The sequence below is a fragment of the Sporomusa sp. GT1 genome, assembly GCF_014634905.1.
In the GTDB taxonomy this organism is placed as follows: domain Bacteria; phylum Bacillota; class Negativicutes; order Sporomusales; family Sporomusaceae; genus Sporomusa; species Sporomusa sphaeroides.
On record NZ_BMBX01000004.1, the window covers coordinates 135,071 to 152,931 of the forward strand.

Sequence of the window (17,861 nt, forward strand, 5' to 3'; positions counted from 1 at the left end):
TCCCTTATTACAATTGTACAAGTTTGAAAATATTTGTATACTGTATTTTGTGAAATATGATACCAGCTGTCGCGGACAAAGTCAAGCACTATTTGTCGACACAAGCCACGGCAAGTCCCGCCGCTGCTCCGGCAGGAGATATCGGCAAGCAGCTCAGTCCTGCCTTACTGTCTTCATTTGCACCGGCAGCCTTTTATTGGTATTATAGATTTAGGGACCGAATGTTGTTAATGAGGTGATACTTTATGAAAAAGACTGTCGCATTGATAGCGCATGACCGTAAAAAAGAAGAAATGCTAGCCTTTGTTTTGGCAAACAAAAATCAACTGGCACTCTATGACCTAATTGCCACCGCGACTACCGGTAAAATCATCAAAGCAAATGCAGGACTCCCTGTTACCACCTATTTGTCCGGCCCGCTTGGCGGCGACCAGCAGATTGGCTCCCGCATAGCCTGCCAGGAAGTCGATGCCGTTATCTTCCTGCGCGACCCCCTGACCGCTCAACCGCACGAGCCAGATATTACCGCGCTGCTGCGAGTCTGCGATGTACACAACATTCCGGTCGCCACCAACCTGGCAACTGCCTGCCTCGTTTTACAAGGCTTACACTGCCAGTGAACTTGTTTCAGCAAAGCTGAACTCCCGCCGCCTGTAGAGGCGGGAGTCTTGAGTCAGTGTATAAGATAGTACCTATCGCAAAAGCAATACGGCTTGCACCGTTGCCAAAAGGCCCGGTGCAGGCCGTATTTTTTGCTTTTAACCGAATATATAAGTTTTGCGCGCCGCCAGCGCTTACCCTCCGCTTATGCATAACGGCCATAAGGCCGCACCAGCGGATTTTCTTATCCATTATTTGTTGTTTACATAAATACTTTACTATGATATTATTGAATGGTACTTGCAATAAATTATCCGACGGCTAATCCGTTGCCTGCGGGCGTTATACGCCAAAGTACAGGAGGCAAACGGCTCAGTCTACTCTAAAATAATAAGGAGGCGCGAACATGAAACGTTATACACATCAGATAGCTGCAGTGTTGCTCTTCACCTTTTTCTCTACACTGTTCATTCCGGTAGCGCCTGCTCAGGCGGCTCAGGTAACCAGTCCTACAACTTCTACCCAAAGCAGCAGCGGCGGTTCCAGCGGTTTTATCAACATCCTGCTGGCACTCCTTTTAGGTAAATTCCTTGGTACGTCCAATAGCAGCAATACCAGCACCGATACCATTTCTTCTGTCCTGGGTGCGGCTGCCGGTTCTAAAACAACCGGAACCGCGAACACCAAGGGCGCAGATATTGTCAAAAACGCTCAGAAATATATGGGAGTTCCCTATGTCTGGGGCGGTACTGTCCCTACCGGCTGGGACTGTTCCGGTTATACGCAGTATGTTATGAAGGAAAGCGGCATTACCATTCCCCGTACGGCTGCCGAACAGTTTGCTAAAGGTGTTGCCGTCAATAAGAATGATTTACAAGTAGGCGATATGGTGTTCTTTACAACCTACAAGCCAGGTGCATCCCATGTAGGCTTCTATCTGGGAGATAACAAGTTTATTCATGCCAGCTCGGCTGCCAAAGAAGTAACCATCAACTCCCTGACAGAAACGTACTACACGGAACGCTATATTGGCGCCCGCCGCTATATTCAGTAAAACATGTCGAAAAGGCCATCCGCAATCAGGGATGGCCTTTTCGCACCTAATATAGTATAGTATACTTAGTTAGCCTTATAGCAAGAGGGTGGTCATTTGTCACTTTCAAAATACGAGATATTCAGCACCATTGTTGAAGTTGGCAGCCTAACCAAAGCCGCGGAAAAGCTCAATTTAACCCAGTCAGGAGTCAGTTATTCCATTTCTACTCTTGAGTCGGAATTGGGGTTTTCTTTACTGAAGCGCGACCGGTCTGGAATCAGCTTAACAAGTAATGGCGAACGTATTCTCAGGCATGTCAGCAGAATTTTGCATGAAGAAGAGCTTCTGCGGCAGGAAGTAGCTGCCATCAAAGGCTTTGATACCGGCACTGTCCGTCTGGGGACCTTATCCAGCGTCTCCATGCAATGGCTGCCTGGCATTTTCTCAGAGTTCAGTGAAAAATATCCGCAAATTGAAGTAAAAACCTATTTAGGCTGCTACGATGAAATGAATGACTGGCTGTCAAACGGAACAGTGGACCTCGGTTTTGTGTCACTACCCACCTCCAAGCCTTTTGAAACCATACCCTTAAAAAAGGACAAACTGATGGTTGTGTTGCCGCCAAATCACCCACTGCGGCATGAAAAAGCTATTTCCTATGCCCAAATCAAAGATGAATCCTTCATTATGCCGCAATGGGGCAGTGATGATAATATTAGACGCCTCTTAAACGGTAACAAATTGAACCTGCAAGTCAAATATGAGTTAATGGAAGAGCGCACTATATTTGCTATGGTACAGCGGGGCTTGGGAATCAGTATCCTGCCTGAACTGATTTTAGTTAATGTACCTGACAATATTCATATTATAGATTTAAAGGAGGCCGAGTACCGTATCCTGGGAATCGCGGCACTTTCCTTTAAAACCGTTTCTCCTGCCGCCAAAAAATTCCTTGCCTGCGTCCGGTCCTGGCTGCGTGACAATAATTATTTTGATTTTGAATGATATCGCCGCAAAAAGAAAAAATTGGTGTATAATAAATTTTAAAGCAGCCTGTACAGGCTGCTTTTCGTCATTCGTCGGTAAAATTGCTTTCCAGTTAAAGTACTCCAGGCTTCCAATCATAACCTTTTTCTACTATACAAACCTGGATACGATGTTAAGATTACTGATAAGAACAGCAGTAGTCTACTACCGTCAGTACTTTCAGCTTGAAGCTTGAATTGGCAGGAACGTTAAAAGCAGTACCTGCTTTATAAACAGCCCATTCATTTTTGCCTGGCAACAATACCTCCAGTTCACCTGCTAATATTTCCATTATTTCCGCGGCCTCAGTACCGAACTCATAATCACCCGGCATCATAATCCCAAGTGTCTTCTTACTGCCATCAGCAAACAGAATCGTCCGGCTAGTAACCTTGCCCTCAAAATAAATATTTGCATGTGTACGGATAGTTACATTCTCAAATTGTTCCATATCAAACTATTCCCCCCCTAACCGTTTATACTTAACAATTATTCTAACACAAAGTATGAACCCTGCAAACGGCGGCACACTCCTTCTTTGCTATTTTGAATACTTTTTTCCATCTAATCGCATGAGTCTCCATGATTGTATCTCTTTCTGCGTTAGACTACTTCAATAATGTAACTCTGATTTTATAATAGAGTGTTTAAAGCAGCCTGTAAAGGCTGCTTTTTGTCATGTTAAAGTGATATAACCATTTTAGACATCAAACGAAGCTTTTCCCGCCCCTGTCATGTTAATCTTGCTGCTGCCGGCCCTGGCAGCAACGATTTGTTCTTTGTTGATTTCTTTCCAGATATCTACATTCTCAATACCGACCTTGTCAGGATCGAAAAAGGGTACCTGGTCGGCCTTGCGTTGTTCCTCATAGTCATTCAGCATAGCAACAACTTTCGGGAACAAAAACCATAGCATTAACACATTCAGCCATACCATCATACCACAGGCCAGGTCAGCTGCCGCCCAGGCAATGGTCGAAGTGGTGGTGGAGAAATAAATATATACAATTAATACCATAACCTTCATGACCAAATAAACATTTTTACGTGTATTCTCGCTGGCATTGCCTAATATATAAGCCATGCCGGTTTCAGCTTGATAATAGTAGCTGAGTATTGTCGTAAAAGCAAACAGTATTACAACCACACCCATAACGAATTCGCCCAAACCAGGCATGAGTGTACCAACAGCCTCCTGGGGAAATACGATACCATTCTTGCCGGCAGCAGCTAATTCCCCCATTTTGGCAGAGCCGGAGCCGATATAACCGGAAGCCGTATTGAAACAGTCAGTAACGAGAATCATGAGTCCTGAACAGGTACATATTACGATGTCCACATAGATACCAAAGGAATTAGCCAAACCCTGACCGACAGGATGTGCAGTCTCAGCCGCAGCTGCAGCCGGAGTTTCTTCGCCCATACCGGCACCGGATGCGAAAGTGGCGCGTCTAATACCCATAGCAATAGCACTGCCCATCATACCGCCGAATACCGAGCCTTGATTAAATGCGGATAAAAAAATCCAACTAAACATGGTCGGGATTCTATCATAATTCGCAATTAACACAACTGCCGTCAATAGCAGAAAAGCACCTACCTTCAAGGGAACAAGAATGGCAGCAAAAGTGCTGATACGTCTGATACCGCCGAGGATAATGATTCCCAAAAATATTGCACCAACCACGCCGACCATCAATGGGGAAACCCCCAAACTGTGATTTAAGCCTTCGCCGATCATATTGGCCTGAATGCCCGGCATACCGAACAACATTCCCACAACAGTGACTATAGCAAATAGCTTGCTAAACCATTTCCAGCCCAAGCCAATTTCTGCACAATAGTATGCACCCCCGCGGTACTCACCGTCAACCCGAATTTTATACAACTGTCCCAATGAGCATTCTGCAAATGATATGGCGGCCAGCAAAATAGCTGTAACCCACATCCAAAATATTGCACCCGGACCTCCCATATAAACAGCCACTGCCACACCAGCGATATTACCAACACCAACACGGGCTGCCATGGTAGTCCAAAATGAATTGAAGGTGGAGATGCCGCTTTCCGAACTTTGGTTACTTACCAGATTTCTTACCATATCCTTTAAATTACGGACTTGGGTAAGGCGGAGTCTGATGGAAAAATATACACCTGATACAACAACAAATACTAACATAGCTGATGACCAAACATAATCATTTAAGAAAAATATTGCATTTGTTATATGCTCCATATCTACACCTCTATTTAATTATTTTTACTGTTTTTAAAATTCTGTCTTATTTGCTTATACTAATCGAAAGAATCCGTATATAGCGCCGGAATACGCGAAGGCTGCTTTTTTTGCTGGCAGCCTATCGCTGATTTTCCGGTAACTTAAGTTACTAACTTAAAAACTCGCGTGTTCTGTCCTATCAATAATCTCATCCTGCAAAGATTTGGTAAGATTGTTGAAGTAATCGCTGTAACCGGCAACCCGAACAATCAGATTATTGTAGTTTTCCGGATTTTTTTGAGCATCGCGCAAAGTATCGGCATCCACGATATTAAATTGAATATGGTGTCCATCCATTTTGAAATAGGCACGAATCAGATCTTTAAGTTTTCTGAGACCTTCTTCTCCCTGTACCACTTGGGGAGTAAACTTCTGATTCAGTAAGGCTCCGCCGGTTCTTAGCTGATCCATTTTTGCCGCCGATTTGATAACTGCCGTAGGTCCGTTTGTATCCGCACCCTGGACAGGAGAAATGCCTTCCGACAACGGGCGTCCCGCATGTCTGCCGTCCGGTGTGGCACCAATAACCGAGCCAAAGTATACATGGCATGTGGTCGGCAGCATTTCGATCCGGTAGGTTCCACCATTCGGAGTTTTGCGGCCATTGACAACATCATGGAAAATCTCGAAGACTTTGAGCATAATGTTGTCGGCATAGTCGTCGTCATTGCCGTATTTCGGCGTTTTATGCAAAAATTGCTGCCGTACTTTTTCATATCCCTGGAAATCGGCTTGCAATACATCCAGCAGTTCACCCATGGACAATTTCTTGTGATCATATACATGGTATTCAATGGCCGCCAGGCAGTCGGTGATGCTGCCGATACCCACACCCTGGATATACCGCGAGTTGTATCTTGCTCCACCTGCGTTATAATCTTTAGCGGTTTCAATGCAATCATCAATAATGACAGACATAAAGGGGGCAGGCATATATTGGGCATACAACCGTTCAATAACATTGTTACCCCTGATTTTGATATCCACAAAATGCTTGACCTGCTCTTTAAATGCAGCCAACAATTCATCCAGTGAAACAAATTTAGTTGCATCACCGGTTTCGATGCCTATTTTCTTGCCTGTTCTCGAATCGACACCATTGTGAAGTGTTATTTCCAAAATCTTTACAAGGTTCAAGTATCCTGTTAAGATATAAGCTTCTTTACCAAAACAACCTACCTCCACACACCCACTGGTTCCACCGCCACGGGCATCTTCCAGGCTTTTGCCCTGCCGCAGCAGTTCTTCCAGAACAGCATCGGTATTGAATACCGAAGGAAAGCCCATGCCTTCCCGGATAACTTCAGCAGCCCTGATAACAAACTGATCCGGATTTTTCCTGCTGATTTGCACATTGGTGCTGGGCTGCAGGATTCGCATTTCCTCAATAATATCCAACAGCAGATAAGATACGTCATTTACACCATTAGTGCCATCCGGCTTGATACCGCCAATATTGATGTTGCAAAAATCAGTATAAGTACCGCTTTCCTGCAGCGTAATGCCTACTTTGGGCGGCGCAGGCTGGTTATTGAATTTTACCCAAAAGCACTGTAGCAATTCCTTTGCAGCCTCGCGGGTCAGAGTGCCTGCCTGGGTTTCTTTTTCATAAAAAGGATACAAATGAATATCCAGCTTGCCTGGACAAAAAGAATCCCAGGTATTTAATTCGGTAATAACGCCCAGATGGACAAACCAGTACGCCTGCAAGGCCTCCCGGAAAGTTCTTGGCGCATAAGCCGGCACATGGCTGCAAATATCTGCAATTTCCTCCAGTTCCCGCTTTCTGACCGGCTCTTGCTCTTTGCCAGCCAATTCTTTAGCTTTAGCCGCATGGCGGTTGGCAAAAGCAATAATGGCTTCACAGCAAATTGCCATTGCTGTTAATTGCTCTTGCTTGTCATAGCTTAAAGGATCCTGGTGAAAATCCAGTTCCTGAAGTTTTCTCTCAATCCTGTTTTTAAAATCAAGAAAACCATGTTGGTAAATTTTTCCGTCAGCAACCGTATGACCAGGTGATCTTTGTTCCATAAATTCGGTAAAAATTCCAGCTTCGTAGCTATCCTGCCAGGCCGGTGTCATTTGAGCAAATATCAGGTCGCGAATGGCCTTGCCTTGCCAGAAAGGAATAATCTCATCTTTTTGAATGCGCTTGGTTTCTTCATCTACCCGGAAAAAGATTTTATCCCGCTGGTCAATAATCTCAAAGTCCTCAACCGTATGGCAGCATAACTCCGGATAAGTCGGAGCTTCCTGCGGACCAGTCCCCCGCTCGCCGACAATCAGTTCTCCTTCATTGATGCAGATCGTCTTGTTTTCCATCAGATGTTTAAAGGCTAAAGCCCGCAATACCGGTATGGAAACTTTGCCTGCATACTTTTGATAGGCTTCGGTTATCAGTCTGGCTCTTTCAATAGATAAACGCGGTACAGTATTTAGACTCTGCTCTTTTAATTTTGTCACTCTGTCATTGACACTAATTCCTGTTGTCATTTGTCATCATCCTCCTTTGTTTATATGTAAGCTAGAAGCTTTCAGGATTTCAATAACGTTATCCATTTGCTTATCTGAAAGTGATGCCAGTTCAGGCAGTGGATAAGTTTTTCCCAGCCTAGCGTATTTGTCAATGGCAATATTGTGATACGGCAATAGATAAACATCCCGTAAGTTCAGTGACGATAAAAAATCACCTAGGTCTTTTATGTTTTTCTCATCATCATTTATACCCGGTATCACGGGAATACGAATCCAGATTCTACGTTGATCTGCCGCCAGTTTTTTTAAATTCTCCAAGATTAGCTTGTTGGATGCACCCGTATATTTTTTGTGTTTCTTGTCATCCATAAGTTTGATATCATATAAAAACAAATCTACTTTGTCCGCTATCCTGTCAATGGCTTCCCAGGGAGCATAACCGGAAGTATCTAAAGCCGTATGAATCCTTTTGGCTTTACAGGCCGTAAGCAGGGCGTCGAGAAATTCCAGTTGGTATAGAGCTTCTCCTCCGGAAAACGTAACGCCGCCGCCTGATTCTTCATAAAAAATGTTGTCTTTTTCTATTTCCTGCATAACCTCTGCCACAGTCTTTTTTTGTCCAAGCTGCTCCATGGCTCCGGTAGGGCATGCTTCTACGCACATTTTACACAGGCTGCATTTTGTTTCATTTCTTTTAATACCTTGGCTGGTAAGTGTGATAGCCGCATTGGGGCAGCTTTTTACACAGTCACCACAGCCAATACATTTATTCTGCAAAAAGACTATTTCTGTTTTTGCTGACAGGCTCTCAGGATTATGGCACCACCAGCAGGCTAAAGGACATCCCTTGAAGAAAACAGTGGTACGTATACCCGGACCATCATGAATTGAATATTTTTGAATATTGAACACTGTACCCGCAATCAAAAAATCACCCGCCAATCCGAATTAGTTGTTTATCGTTTAGGGAACCATTGCCTCCCTTCAACTCGCTAACTGTCTTGCAGTACTATATTGCAATAAGCATGCCAATCATTGTTTTATCTGAAAAACTATAGTTAATTCAGTTTTAATCGTTCGTTTTTTGTCTGATTATCCGGTATTTTTAGATATTTTAATATTTTCTTAAAATCAAATAACGTCCCTTAAATGGGACAATGTCCAATATAATACGTATCATTTAAGGGACTTCCAGCATGTTCTCTTAACAATTGAAAAAATTTAAACGTCCCTATGATAGCAATGTCTTGCGACATTGCTATCATAGGGACGTTCTAAACCAAAAACTACTTACTATACATCATTTTCCATTATTATTTTCCAGTCAATATTATATTTTTTAATCTTATTATGCAAAGTCTGCCGGGGAATATTCAATATTCTTGCAGCTTTGGCCCCATTGCCATTGGCCTGCCGGATAGCTCTTTGAATTAATTGTTTTTCATACTTATTTAAGTTGTCCACCAATGAAGAAACCGGTATGTTCTCCAGTGTTTCTTCCAGTTTTACTCCCGGCGTTGCAAGGAAGTCGATAATATGAGAAGGTATATCATGGACATCAATACTATGACTATCAACGAAGTTCATAATACTTTCAATAGCATATTTTAATTCCCGAATGTTTCCTGGCCAATGATAGGACTGCAAAACATGAACGGCTTCAGGTGTAATGTTATCAACCTTCTTATTCACCGTATTATTGTACATTTTAATAAAAGATTTTACGAGTAGTGGAATATCCTCTACTCTCTCCCTTAGCGGGGGAATAGTTAAAGATACAACATTTAACCGGTAATACAAATCTTTACGTAAAATATTTTTTCCCACGATGTAGGCCGGGTGCTCATTGGTGCTGGCTATAATTCTAACATCGACATGCACGGTATTAGTTCCGCCAACCCTGCGAACAATACCATCCTGCAGAACGCGCAGCAGTTTTCCCTGCAATTCCAGATCCATGGAATTAATTTCATCTAAAAAAAGAGTTCCCCCGTCAGCAAGTTCAAATAGTCCGGGTTTATCTTTTGCACCTGTAAAACTTCCGGCGGTCGTACCGAATAATATACTATCCAACAGGGTATTGGGCAAAGCCGCACAGTTTTGTGCTATAAAAGGTTTGTGTTTCCGTACCTTGCTTGCACTATGAATAGCTTGAACTAAAACTTCTTTACCAGTCCCGGTTTCACCATACACTAATACCGGCGACATACTATCTGCTATTTTTTTTGCCTGTTCTTTTAGTTTTTTTATCGCTAAACTTTCTCCAATAATGTCATCAAAAGTATATACAACACCATTACCGCTGTAAGACTTTTCATTACTCTTTTTCCTGAATAATTCCGATTGTAAGTTCAAGACCTTCTCTGATAACTCTTTTACCTGCGTTAAGTCCCGATAGATTTCAAGGGCCCCGACAACCTCCCCTTGTTCGATGAGCGGTATGGTTGAAGTCAAGGTAGATACCTTGACGCCTTGATAATTCATATATGTTTGAGCATAATCAATGATGGGCTGTTTATTGCGTAGCACCTGATAAAAGGTACTGCTTTCCGGTGTCAAATCTGAAAAGATTTCTAAGATATTTTTGCCAATAGCCTTTTCCGGACTAATACCTGCAATATTGGTTGCCGGTTCGTTATAAAAAGTAACATTAGCCTCGCTATCTACCACTAAAATTCCTTCATCCATATTCATCAAAATTGATTCTAAAAGGAATTTGTAGTTCAATATCTCCACCTCGTTATCTATGAAATGTTATATACTTATTTACCATAACAAAATAAAATCCTGCACAATACCGCATTCTCAATCATCAAATGTTTCGAAGTATTGCATTAATTTTTCTTGTTTATCTGACTATATAAGTTTCCATCAAAATTACTCATATATTAATAAAGTATTCCCCGTTTGTCTGCTGCCTGTTTTTTATTTATACTATCACTCAAGAAACGAATATTAAAAATATTAGGGGGTTCTTGATGTGAACAATGCTTATTTTCAAGTAAAAGCTCCGGTAAACGAACCAGTTAAAAGCTACCTGCCGGACTCACCGGAAAAGGCTGCGTTAAAGGCAGAGCTTGCCAGACAGTTAGCAGACCAGGTCGAAATACCGCTTATTATCGGCGGCAGGGAGGTTCGCACAGAGCACAAGGCAAACATAATTTGCCCCCATAATCACAAGCAAGTGCTTGGTCAATATTATATAGCCGGTGAAAAAGAATTGCTGATGGCCATCGAAGCGGCAGAAGCAGCCAGAGCAGAATGGGAAAACATGCCGTGGGAGCATCGCGCTACTATTTTCTTAAAAGCAGCCGATTTGCTGACAGGAAAATACCGGGCAAAATTATCGGCTTCCTGCATGCTTGGTCAAAGCAAGAATGCCTTCCAAGCGGAAATTGATGTTATTTGTGAGTTGGCTGATTTTCTCCGGTTTAACGTATATTTTACCCAGGAAATATACAAGCAGCAACCCAATAACAGCGAGGGTGTCTGGAACCGGGTAGAATACCGGGCCCTTGACGGGTTTGTTGCCGCAATCACGCCGTTTAACTTTGCAGCCATCGGCGGCAATCTGTGCACAGCTCCGGCTATGTGCGGCAATACCGTTCTATGGAAGCCTTCATCGACCGCAGTACTTGCCAATTACTATTTTATGCAAATCCTGCTGGAGGCTGGTTTACCTGTCGGAGTTATCAACTTCGTACCTTGCAGGGGTGTTGATTTCGGCAAGGTTGTCGTTCCCCATCCTCAGATGGCCGGATTTCATTTCACCGGTTCTACCGGCGTATTCAATGATATTTGGAAACAAGTCAGCCAAAATATTGATAACTATGTTACCTATCCCCGGCTTGTTGGCGAGACAGGCGGCAAGGACTTTATCTTTGCCCATGAATCGGCAGATGTGGAAGCTCTTACCTGCAATATCGTGCTTGGTGCCTTTGAGTATCAAGGACAAAAATGCTCGGCAGCCTCCCGTGCCTATATCCCGGAAAGCCTGTGGCCTGAGGTAAAAGCACGCCTGGAAACAGAAATCAGCAAGCTTAAGATGGGTGATGTCTGCGACTTTACCAATCTCGTGAATGCTGTTATTGACAAGAAATCTTTCCAGAATATCAGGAATTATATTGATTATGTCAAAGAATCGCCTGATGCCGAGATTATCATGGGCGGCAATTGCGATGACAGTATCGGCTACTTTGTCGAGCCTACCGTGATCGTAGCCAAAACACCCACCTTCAAGACAATGGTAGAAGAAATTTTCGGACCTGTTATGACCATCTATGTATATCCGAATGACAAATTGGATGAAACCTTAACAGCCTGCGATACCGCCACCAGCTACGCCTTGACAGGCGCTGTATTTGCCCAGGACAGAGCCGCCATTATTAAAATAGCAAAAGCCCTGGATCATGCAGCCGGTAACTTCTATATCAACGACAAGCCCACCGGTGCCGTTGTCGGACAACAGCCCTTCGGCGGCAGCCGCAGTTCAGGCACAAATGATAAAGCCGGCAGTGCCATCAACCTGTACCGCTGGATGAATCAACGTTCCATTAAAGAGACACTGGTTCCCCGAACAGTTGTTAACTATCCCTATATGATTGAAAAATAATCCTGCTTACTCCACTTTCCGCTATAGCAAACAGCAAAAAACCATCCTTTTCGGATGGTTTTTTGCTTATCCGGTGACAGAAGCTTGGCTCCGCTTTCTACAACCGGCAGCTAAAATCAGTTAGTAGCAGTTTTCTAACTTATCGAGTTGTTCAGCGTAAAAAACTGTCTTACAATATCCTGAATATCGGGCGCTAAATTAAATTCGGAAAAATTATTAAATACATAGGTTCTCAGCGCGGTCAAAAGTTCCGGTGAAATCACAATGATGTCAGTACTGGGAGCAGTGGTTTCCGGAGTAGTTGTGACAACAACAGTAGCCGCTGGATTCATTAGCGCAGACAAATTGGTAAAAACAAACGTTTCTAAAACATCCTGAAAGTCTGTTTGAAGCATACTGGCACCCCCTCTTGGGTTATTATATGAGCGAATGCCGGAATGCTTACCAAAATGTGCGCGGCATAATCCGTTCCAGCTTCCAGACCGGATTACCCATGCAATCAACCGGTCCAATCTGCTCGGCAATTTCAGTTACCGCCGAAGTAGCTACCACCGGTACGCCAATGCGTTTTGCCGCTTCGGTCACGCCTTCAGCACCGCGCTGCACAAGCTGGACAGTGGTTTCTTCCGCCATGTGGGTGTTGTTGAGTACAGCATCCACCCGGCCCAAAGTCTGAACATATTCCAAAATATTATCTACCGTTGAAGTGAAAGGGCGCGACATATTCAGCACAGCAATAATTTTAAGATACGGATTCTCAAAGGCGCCTTCCACCAGGTTAAAAATCCTGGCACCATGCACGCCATAGCCAACATCCATAATGATGTTGCCTTTGCGTCTGAGTACCCAGCGCATCGATGCCTTAATAACATTGCCGGCTTCCCCCAGACCGGTAGTATCCCGGGTCTCCCAGGCAACAACCTCCATGCCCAGGTCTTCCAGCTCCTGCTTTATGGGGCGCAGCGTATAGCATGGCTCCACAGTATCCAAATCGACAATAGTTACCGGCAAACCCTGCTTGCGTAAATAAATAGCCCGGTTTACGGCGTTTTCACTTTTACCGCTGGCATATTCCCCCACATAGGCTTCAATAATTGGTTCAACCTGCTGCTTATCTTTTACCATATCCAGGTGCTCCACTCCTTGTCCACATATTTAAGAAAAATATCCGGCTCAGTCCTTACCACCGTCAACATTACTGAGGCACAAACAGCCGTAATCCATAGGCGGAGGTTAAGCGCCAGCGGCACAGCATTGTCATTAATTAATAAATATTTTAAACAAAATCAATAAAACAACTCCCGGCAATCCTAAAAAACCGGCAATAAGCGCCGTAATCGGGTTGATGCCGATAGTAAATCCGACATAGGCACCGACAAAATTAACAGCCCATAACATGACACCGCCTACTAAACCATTATATATCAGCTTACATACCAGCTTTATAGGCATTAAAAACATACGGCCAATAAGATATATTAAAATAATCCCAAATGCGTAGGCCACAACAACATTAAATTCTAAACCTGCCGGTAAAAACGGCATAGCTTCTCCCTCCCTCCAACTTGCTTTTCTCTATTTTACCACGCTAAAACACCCTGCGTACAGTTGTCTCATCCTGAATTCCCGAGATAATACCCGGGCAGAAAATACCCTCATCCCGTGCCTTTCTAAGCAAATACACATATCTGCGCTCATAAGCCTTGATGAGAAAAGAAAAATAGTCAACTAAATCCGGGTCACTTACTGTCTTATAGCAACTTTGGGCATATAACCAGTCACGTCGCGATTGATCCACTATTTCCGGCAGGCTGAGCTGCTTTTTAGCGCTAGCAGGCTCGCTATGGAACAGTTCCAGTACTTTTTGCCATGCAGCCATCATTTATCCCTCCAACATAAATACTTACAACAATATATGTTGGCCAGTCCAAAATAATGATAAAGAAAACACGGCTTGCACCGAGCCTCTGGCGAAGGTGAAAACCGATGTTGATCCTGCTTTTAAGAAAGTTACACTTTCTGTTGGGATAAAGAAAACACGGCCGCCCGTGCCTGGTCTTGTGCCAAAATAAAAATACCGGACATATTCCGGTATTTTAGCTTTAGCTTGTTGATTTTTAGTTAAATGGCGAATACTCAAGGCCTTCATGGCGCGCGCGTTTTAAGAGATAATTATATTTTTTTTCGGAGGCTTGAATAAGATAAGCGGCATAATCCACCAAATCGGTATCAGATACATTGTTATAGTAGTTTTGGGCATTCAGCCATTCTCTTCTCGCTTCCTCAAGCTGCTGCATCAAGGACGGGTATTTAGCCTCCGGTACGCGCTCTGACAATACACCCTTGGCTAAATTGGTTAACTTTGTTTTCATGCATATCGCCCTCCTGCTTACATTATTCCCATAAACAGGCGGGATAAATCATACACCAAATTGCACTACATTTCTCGCCGGTTTTCCAGTGCTTTGGACAAGGTCACCTCATCGGCATATTCCAGATCGCCGCCTACCGGCAAGCCGTGGGCGATGCGAGTCACTTTGACCCCCAGCGGTTTCAGCAATTTGGCAATATACATTGCCGTAGCTTCACCTTCGACATTCGGGTTGGTAGCCATAATGACTTCCTGCACTCCCAGCCGGACCCGGTCCAGCAATTCTTTAATCCTGATGTCGTCAGGACCAATACCCTCCAGCGGGGACAACGAGCCGTGCAATACATGATACAGGCCCTTAAATTCACGGGTACGCTCCATGGCTGTCACGTCTTTGGGATCTTCCACCACACAGACAACGGTTTGATCCCGCCCCTCAGACCGGCAGGTCTGGCAGGGATCGCTATCGGTTAAATCAAAACAAATCGAACAATAGCCAACCCGCTCCTTGGCATAAATAATGGCCTCAGCCAAAGCCGACGCCTGACTTTTATCCATTTTAATCACATGATAGGCAAGGCGAACCGCAGATTTAGGCCCAATGCCAGGCAGGCGGCGGAAATGCTCCACCAGCCTGGCAATTGGCGCAATATAGGCCATGGATTAAAACATTCCCGGCGGCAGGTTGAGACCGCCGGTCAGTTTGCCCATTTCCTGGGACATCATGTCATCCACTTTGTTCATAGCCTCATTGACTGCAGCAGCCACCAGGTCTTCCAGCATTTCCACATCTTCCGGGTCAACCGCCGACGGCGCAATCTTTACCGACTGAATTTTCTTTTCGCCGGTAACCACTACTTTTACTGCCCCGCCACCGGTAGATACCTCAATAGTACGGGCTTTAAGCTCCTCTTGCAGTTTACCCATATCGGCCTGAAGCTTTTGCACCTTTTTCATCATTCCTGCCATGTTTCCCATATTTCCAAACATGTTATCAGCCTCCTAACACTAATTTTTATTCCTCTATCTTAATTACTTTGCCACCAAACATCATCTGGGCCTGCTTAACCGCAGGATGCTCCATCCCTGGATCTGGGGGCGCAGCTGCCACCGCCGGCTTCGGCGCAGCCGGTTTGGCCGGCGGCGTATCTGTCCCCAGTGAGCACATTAATTTTACCTGATGTCCGGTAATGTGAGCCAGGATTTTTTCCACAATAGTCCGGTAATCGTCCTTCTCGGTGCGTTCCTTGGGAAAGGTTGCCGTAAAGTGCACTGTGGCCTGAGTAGCGGTAAGCCCTGTCAAGCGTCCTTGCATCACACAAGCATGTACCGACCGCTTGCCGCTGGTCATGAGTTCTTTGAGCACAGCCGACCATATCTCATTCAGATCGCCGCCAATGCTGCTGCCTGACGGTTCCGGCGGAGCCGAAACAGAGGGATTGGCTGGCGATGGTGCCGGCGATGCCGGAGGGCTGGGCGGCACTTGCGGTTCTGGCTGCGGCCGCGGCGGCATGGGTGTTACAGGTGACTGCACCCGCGGCACTGACGGCGGCAGTTCCGCTGCGGGAGCCTCCGGCTTAACCCTACTGACGGCAGCCCCTGCCGGATTGCCGGCAAGTCTGGCTTCAAGCGCAGCAACCCGCTCTAAGAGTGCGGCCATATCGCTCTTTGCCGCCCTGCGGCACAACGTAATCAGCGCCATTTCCACCACAATACGCGGCTCAGCCGCCCATTTTGCTTCATTAGCGGCATGATGCAGCACTTCCAGCACGGCTACCAGTTCCTGATGGCTGAACTTGGCACTCTGAGCGGCAAGCACGGCTTTATCCTCACTGTATACTTCAATAGTATCTATAGCAGGAGCAGCTTTATACAGCATCAGACTCCGGGCATGCAGCGCCAGCTCCACAAGCAGTTGGCGAATATCTTTCCCCAGATTAATAAGTTCGTCAAGTTTCACCAGTACGCTGTGCGCATCCCGTTCAGCCACAGCGTCGGTTAACTGCCACACCCACTCATGCCCAATCAAGCCTAATAGCTGGCGCACATGGGCGGCTGTTATCACGCTGCCGTCATCCAAAGCAGCACATTGGTCCAAAATACTGAGCGCATCCCGCATACCGCCCTCGGCTTGAATGGCAATAAGCCTGAGCGCATCCGGCGCAGCCTTGAGGCCGCTCTGTTCTGCCACCATAGCCAGCCGCTCCTCGATTTCCCTGGCATTAATCCGCCGGAAATCATAACGCTGACAGCGCGAATGGATGGTGGCCGGAATCTTATGCGGTTCGGTGGTTGCCAGCACAAATACCACATGGGCCGGCGGTTCCTCCAGAGTCTTTAAGAGGGCGTTAAAAGCCTCTGTTGTCAGCATATGCACTTCGTCGATAATATACACCTTATAACGCCCGTCTACCGGCGCAAACTTAACGGTTTCCCTCAAATCGCGAATCTCGTCAATGCCCCGGTTGGAAGCTGCGTCCACTTCAAATACATCCATGGAAGTACCGGCAGTAATTTTATCACAGTTGGAACAGTGGTTGCAGGGATTGACGCTGGGACCCTGCTCACAATTGAGTGACTTTGCCAGAATTTTGGCCGTACTGGTTTTCCCCGTACCACGCGGACCGGAAAACAGATAGGCATGAGCAATCTTGCCGGTGGCAATGGCATTCTTCAAGGTGGTACTAATATGCTCCTGACCGACTAAGGAATCAAAATCCTGCGGCCGCCATTTGCGGTATAAAGCCACATAAGCCACGCCCATACCTCCTTTACCCCGCTAAGACATTAGATATTGCAAGTTTCATTTATATTCAACATTACTAAAATATTTCCCTTTTTCAAGAAAATAATTTATCCGCCACCGTATGTATATCCCACGGTAAAGAATCTGGCAGGCGCAGGCGGGTGGTGCAGTTTGCCATATAACAAAAAAGCAGCCCTCATTGGCTACTTTCAATAGATATATTATATTGCTTCCGCGTACCATACGGCCTTGTTTCCCACGACGGACCACAGCAGATACCAGGCACCCTTACGGCACATAAGAAGTATCACTTAGCGCTGCTTCCTTCCGGACCTGACGCGATTCATGAGTTCCTATTGCGTAAGACCCGGCACTGCTACAGTCCGGCCTAGAAAACAAAAAGCCGTATACCGGCCTTGAATTTTATGGCGGAGAGAGAGGGATTCGAACCCTCGGTACAGTTTCCCGTACACACGCTTTCCAGGCGTGCTCCTTCAACCGCTCGGACATCTCTCCAAGTGCTCTCAACAGAAACTTATTATATCTTATTTTTCAAATCAATGCAAGCGGTAAATATTGCAAGCCCGGCAATATCACCAGACAAACCGTCAGCCAATTGATACTGCTTAATTATACCGAGTACCAAAAGGCTTGTCAAGTTTTTGAGTAAAGAAAAACCGCTGCTGCGGCCTTACAGCCGGCAACAGTACTGAGGCG

At 45.2% G+C, this 17,861-nt stretch carries 18 protein-coding genes and 1 tRNA gene; 4 read left to right on the forward strand and 15 right to left on the reverse strand.

The genetic code is table 11. From position 1 onward, the window contains the following. Window positions 1–245 precede the first annotated feature (245 nt). The 3 genes from GT1_RS08100 (at window position 246) to GT1_RS08110 (ending at window position 2,641) form a co-directional block, all read left to right on the forward strand. Window positions 246–620 carry a methylglyoxal synthase gene (locus tag GT1_RS08100; RefSeq protein WP_075756171.1) on the forward strand — a complete coding sequence of 125 codons (375 nt, stop codon included), beginning with the start codon at window positions 246–248 and terminating at the stop codon, window positions 618–620. A gap of 386 nt (window positions 621–1,006) precedes the next feature. After that, on the forward strand, window positions 1,007–1,654 hold the full coding sequence (locus GT1_RS08105; RefSeq protein WP_188398283.1) for a C40 family peptidase: 648 nt from the start codon (window positions 1,007–1,009) through the stop codon (window positions 1,652–1,654). 96 nt (window positions 1,655–1,750) lie between these two features. Continuing rightward, the gene (locus tag GT1_RS08110; RefSeq protein ID WP_075756174.1) at window positions 1,751–2,641 is read left to right on the forward strand and encodes a LysR family transcriptional regulator; all 891 of its coding nucleotides are present in this window, start codon (window positions 1,751–1,753) and stop codon (window positions 2,639–2,641) included. A gap of 160 nt (window positions 2,642–2,801) precedes the next feature. On the opposite strand, the gene GT1_RS08115 is transcribed toward GT1_RS08110, so the two are convergent. The 5 genes from GT1_RS08115 to GT1_RS08135 form a co-directional block, all read right to left on the reverse strand. Continuing rightward, window positions 2,802–3,113: a pyrimidine/purine nucleoside phosphorylase gene (locus GT1_RS08115; protein ID WP_075756175.1), complete on the reverse strand. Its 312-nt coding sequence runs from the start codon at window positions 3,111–3,113 to the stop codon at window positions 2,802–2,804. A gap of 249 nt (window positions 3,114–3,362) precedes the next feature. Next, window positions 3,363–4,898, reverse strand: coding sequence for a sodium:alanine symporter family protein (locus GT1_RS08120; RefSeq protein ID WP_188398284.1), 1,536 nt, complete (start codon window positions 4,896–4,898; stop codon window positions 3,363–3,365). 156 nt (window positions 4,899–5,054) lie between these two features. Beyond that, window positions 5,055–7,433, reverse strand: a complete 2,379-nt coding sequence (hypD, locus tag GT1_RS08125; RefSeq protein ID WP_188398285.1) for a trans-4-hydroxy-L-proline dehydratase — start codon at window positions 7,431–7,433, stop codon at window positions 5,055–5,057. 6 nt (window positions 7,434–7,439) lie between these two features. Next, window positions 7,440–8,327, reverse strand: coding sequence for a glycyl-radical enzyme activating protein (locus GT1_RS08130; RefSeq protein WP_223226122.1), 888 nt, complete (start codon window positions 8,325–8,327; stop codon window positions 7,440–7,442). Between the two features lie 381 nt (window positions 8,328–8,708). Further along, a complete protein-coding gene (locus tag GT1_RS08135) occupies window positions 8,709–10,151 on the reverse strand; it encodes a sigma-54-dependent Fis family transcriptional regulator (protein WP_255430418.1) in 1,443 nt (480 codons plus the stop codon). Between the two features lie 244 nt (window positions 10,152–10,395). Between GT1_RS08135 and pruA the strand changes: the two genes are divergently transcribed. Next, complete coding sequence (gene pruA / locus GT1_RS08140; RefSeq protein ID WP_188398287.1) at window positions 10,396–12,027, forward strand: L-glutamate gamma-semialdehyde dehydrogenase; 1,632 nt, start codon at window positions 10,396–10,398, stop codon at window positions 12,025–12,027. A 134-nt stretch (window positions 12,028–12,161) separates the two neighbouring features. On the opposite strand, the gene GT1_RS08145 is transcribed toward pruA, so the two are convergent. From GT1_RS08145 to GT1_RS08190, 10 genes are all read right to left on the reverse strand, one after another. Beyond that, window positions 12,162–12,422, reverse strand: coding sequence for a hypothetical protein (locus GT1_RS08145; RefSeq protein ID WP_188398288.1), 261 nt, complete (start codon window positions 12,420–12,422; stop codon window positions 12,162–12,164). A 46-nt stretch (window positions 12,423–12,468) separates the two neighbouring features. After that, window positions 12,469–13,167: a hypothetical protein gene (locus tag GT1_RS08150; protein WP_223226123.1), complete on the reverse strand. Its 699-nt coding sequence runs from the start codon at window positions 13,165–13,167 to the stop codon at window positions 12,469–12,471. A 120-nt stretch (window positions 13,168–13,287) separates the two neighbouring features. Continuing rightward, on the reverse strand, window positions 13,288–13,572 hold the full coding sequence (locus GT1_RS08155) for a pro-sigmaK processing inhibitor BofA family protein (RefSeq protein WP_075756183.1): 285 nt from the start codon (window positions 13,570–13,572) through the stop codon (window positions 13,288–13,290). A 43-nt stretch (window positions 13,573–13,615) separates the two neighbouring features. After that, window positions 13,616–13,909 carry a DUF2508 family protein gene (locus GT1_RS08160; protein ID WP_188398290.1) on the reverse strand — a complete coding sequence of 98 codons (294 nt, stop codon included), beginning with the start codon at window positions 13,907–13,909 and terminating at the stop codon, window positions 13,616–13,618. Between the two features lie 21 nt (window positions 13,910–13,930). Further along, the gene (locus GT1_RS22150; protein WP_223226128.1) at window positions 13,931–14,176 is read right to left on the reverse strand and encodes a hypothetical protein; all 246 of its coding nucleotides are present in this window, start codon (window positions 14,174–14,176) and stop codon (window positions 13,931–13,933) included. Then, a complete protein-coding gene (locus tag GT1_RS08165) occupies window positions 14,145–14,399 on the reverse strand; it encodes a YaaL family protein (protein WP_188398291.1) in 255 nt (84 codons plus the stop codon). Before GT1_RS08165 ends, GT1_RS22150 begins: the two co-directional genes overlap by 32 nt. Window positions 14,400–14,464: 65 nt before the next feature. Further along, entirely contained in the window at window positions 14,465–15,058 is a 594-nt protein-coding gene (recR, locus tag GT1_RS08170; protein WP_188398292.1) for a recombination mediator RecR, read from the reverse strand. 3 nt (window positions 15,059–15,061) lie between these two features. Then, window positions 15,062–15,388: a YbaB/EbfC family nucleoid-associated protein gene (locus tag GT1_RS08175; protein WP_075756187.1), complete on the reverse strand. Its 327-nt coding sequence runs from the start codon at window positions 15,386–15,388 to the stop codon at window positions 15,062–15,064. A 25-nt stretch (window positions 15,389–15,413) separates the two neighbouring features. Further along, window positions 15,414–17,162 carry a DNA polymerase III subunit gamma/tau gene (dnaX, locus tag GT1_RS08180; protein ID WP_308507630.1) on the reverse strand — a complete coding sequence of 583 codons (1,749 nt, stop codon included), beginning with the start codon at window positions 17,160–17,162 and terminating at the stop codon, window positions 15,414–15,416. 408 nt (window positions 17,163–17,570) lie between these two features. Further along, window positions 17,571–17,660, reverse strand: a tRNA-Ser gene (locus GT1_RS08190). Between the last annotated feature and the right edge of the window lie 201 nt (window positions 17,661–17,861).

Bases quoted from the DNA above. Each gene is read 5' to 3' on its own strand.
- GT1_RS08100 (WP_075756171.1), top strand. From the start codon at position 246: ATGAAAAAGACTGTCGCATTGATAGCGCATGACCGTAAAAAAGAAGAA.
- GT1_RS08105 (WP_188398283.1), top strand. From the start codon at position 1,007: ATGAAACGTTATACACATCAGATAGCTGCAGTGTTGCTCTTCACCTTT.
- GT1_RS08115 (WP_075756175.1), bottom strand. From the start codon at position 3,113: ATGGAACAATTTGAGAATGTAACTATCCGTACACATGCAAATATTTAT.
- GT1_RS08120 (WP_188398284.1), bottom strand. From the start codon at position 4,898: ATGGAGCATATAACAAATGCAATATTTTTCTTAAATGATTATGTTTGG.
- hypD (WP_188398285.1), bottom strand. From the start codon at position 7,433: ATGACAACAGGAATTAGTGTCAATGACAGAGTGACAAAATTAAAAGAG.
- GT1_RS08145 (WP_188398288.1), bottom strand. From the start codon at position 12,422: ATGCTTCAAACAGACTTTCAGGATGTTTTAGAAACGTTTGTTTTTACC.
- GT1_RS08155 (WP_075756183.1), bottom strand. From the start codon at position 13,572: ATGCCGTTTTTACCGGCAGGTTTAGAATTTAATGTTGTTGTGGCCTAC.
- GT1_RS08160 (WP_188398290.1), bottom strand. From the start codon at position 13,909: ATGATGGCTGCATGGCAAAAAGTACTGGAACTGTTCCATAGCGAGCCT.
- GT1_RS22150 (WP_223226128.1), bottom strand. From the start codon at position 14,176: ATGAAGGCCTTGAGTATTCGCCATTTAACTAAAAATCAACAAGCTAAA.
- GT1_RS08165 (WP_188398291.1), bottom strand. From the start codon at position 14,399: ATGAAAACAAAGTTAACCAATTTAGCCAAGGGTGTATTGTCAGAGCGC.
- recR (WP_188398292.1), bottom strand. From the start codon at position 15,058: ATGGCCTATATTGCGCCAATTGCCAGGCTGGTGGAGCATTTCCGCCGC.
- GT1_RS08175 (WP_075756187.1), bottom strand. From the start codon at position 15,388: ATGTTTGGAAATATGGGAAACATGGCAGGAATGATGAAAAAGGTGCAA.
- dnaX (WP_308507630.1), bottom strand. From the start codon at position 17,162: ATGGGCGTGGCTTATGTGGCTTTATACCGCAAATGGCGGCCGCAGGAT.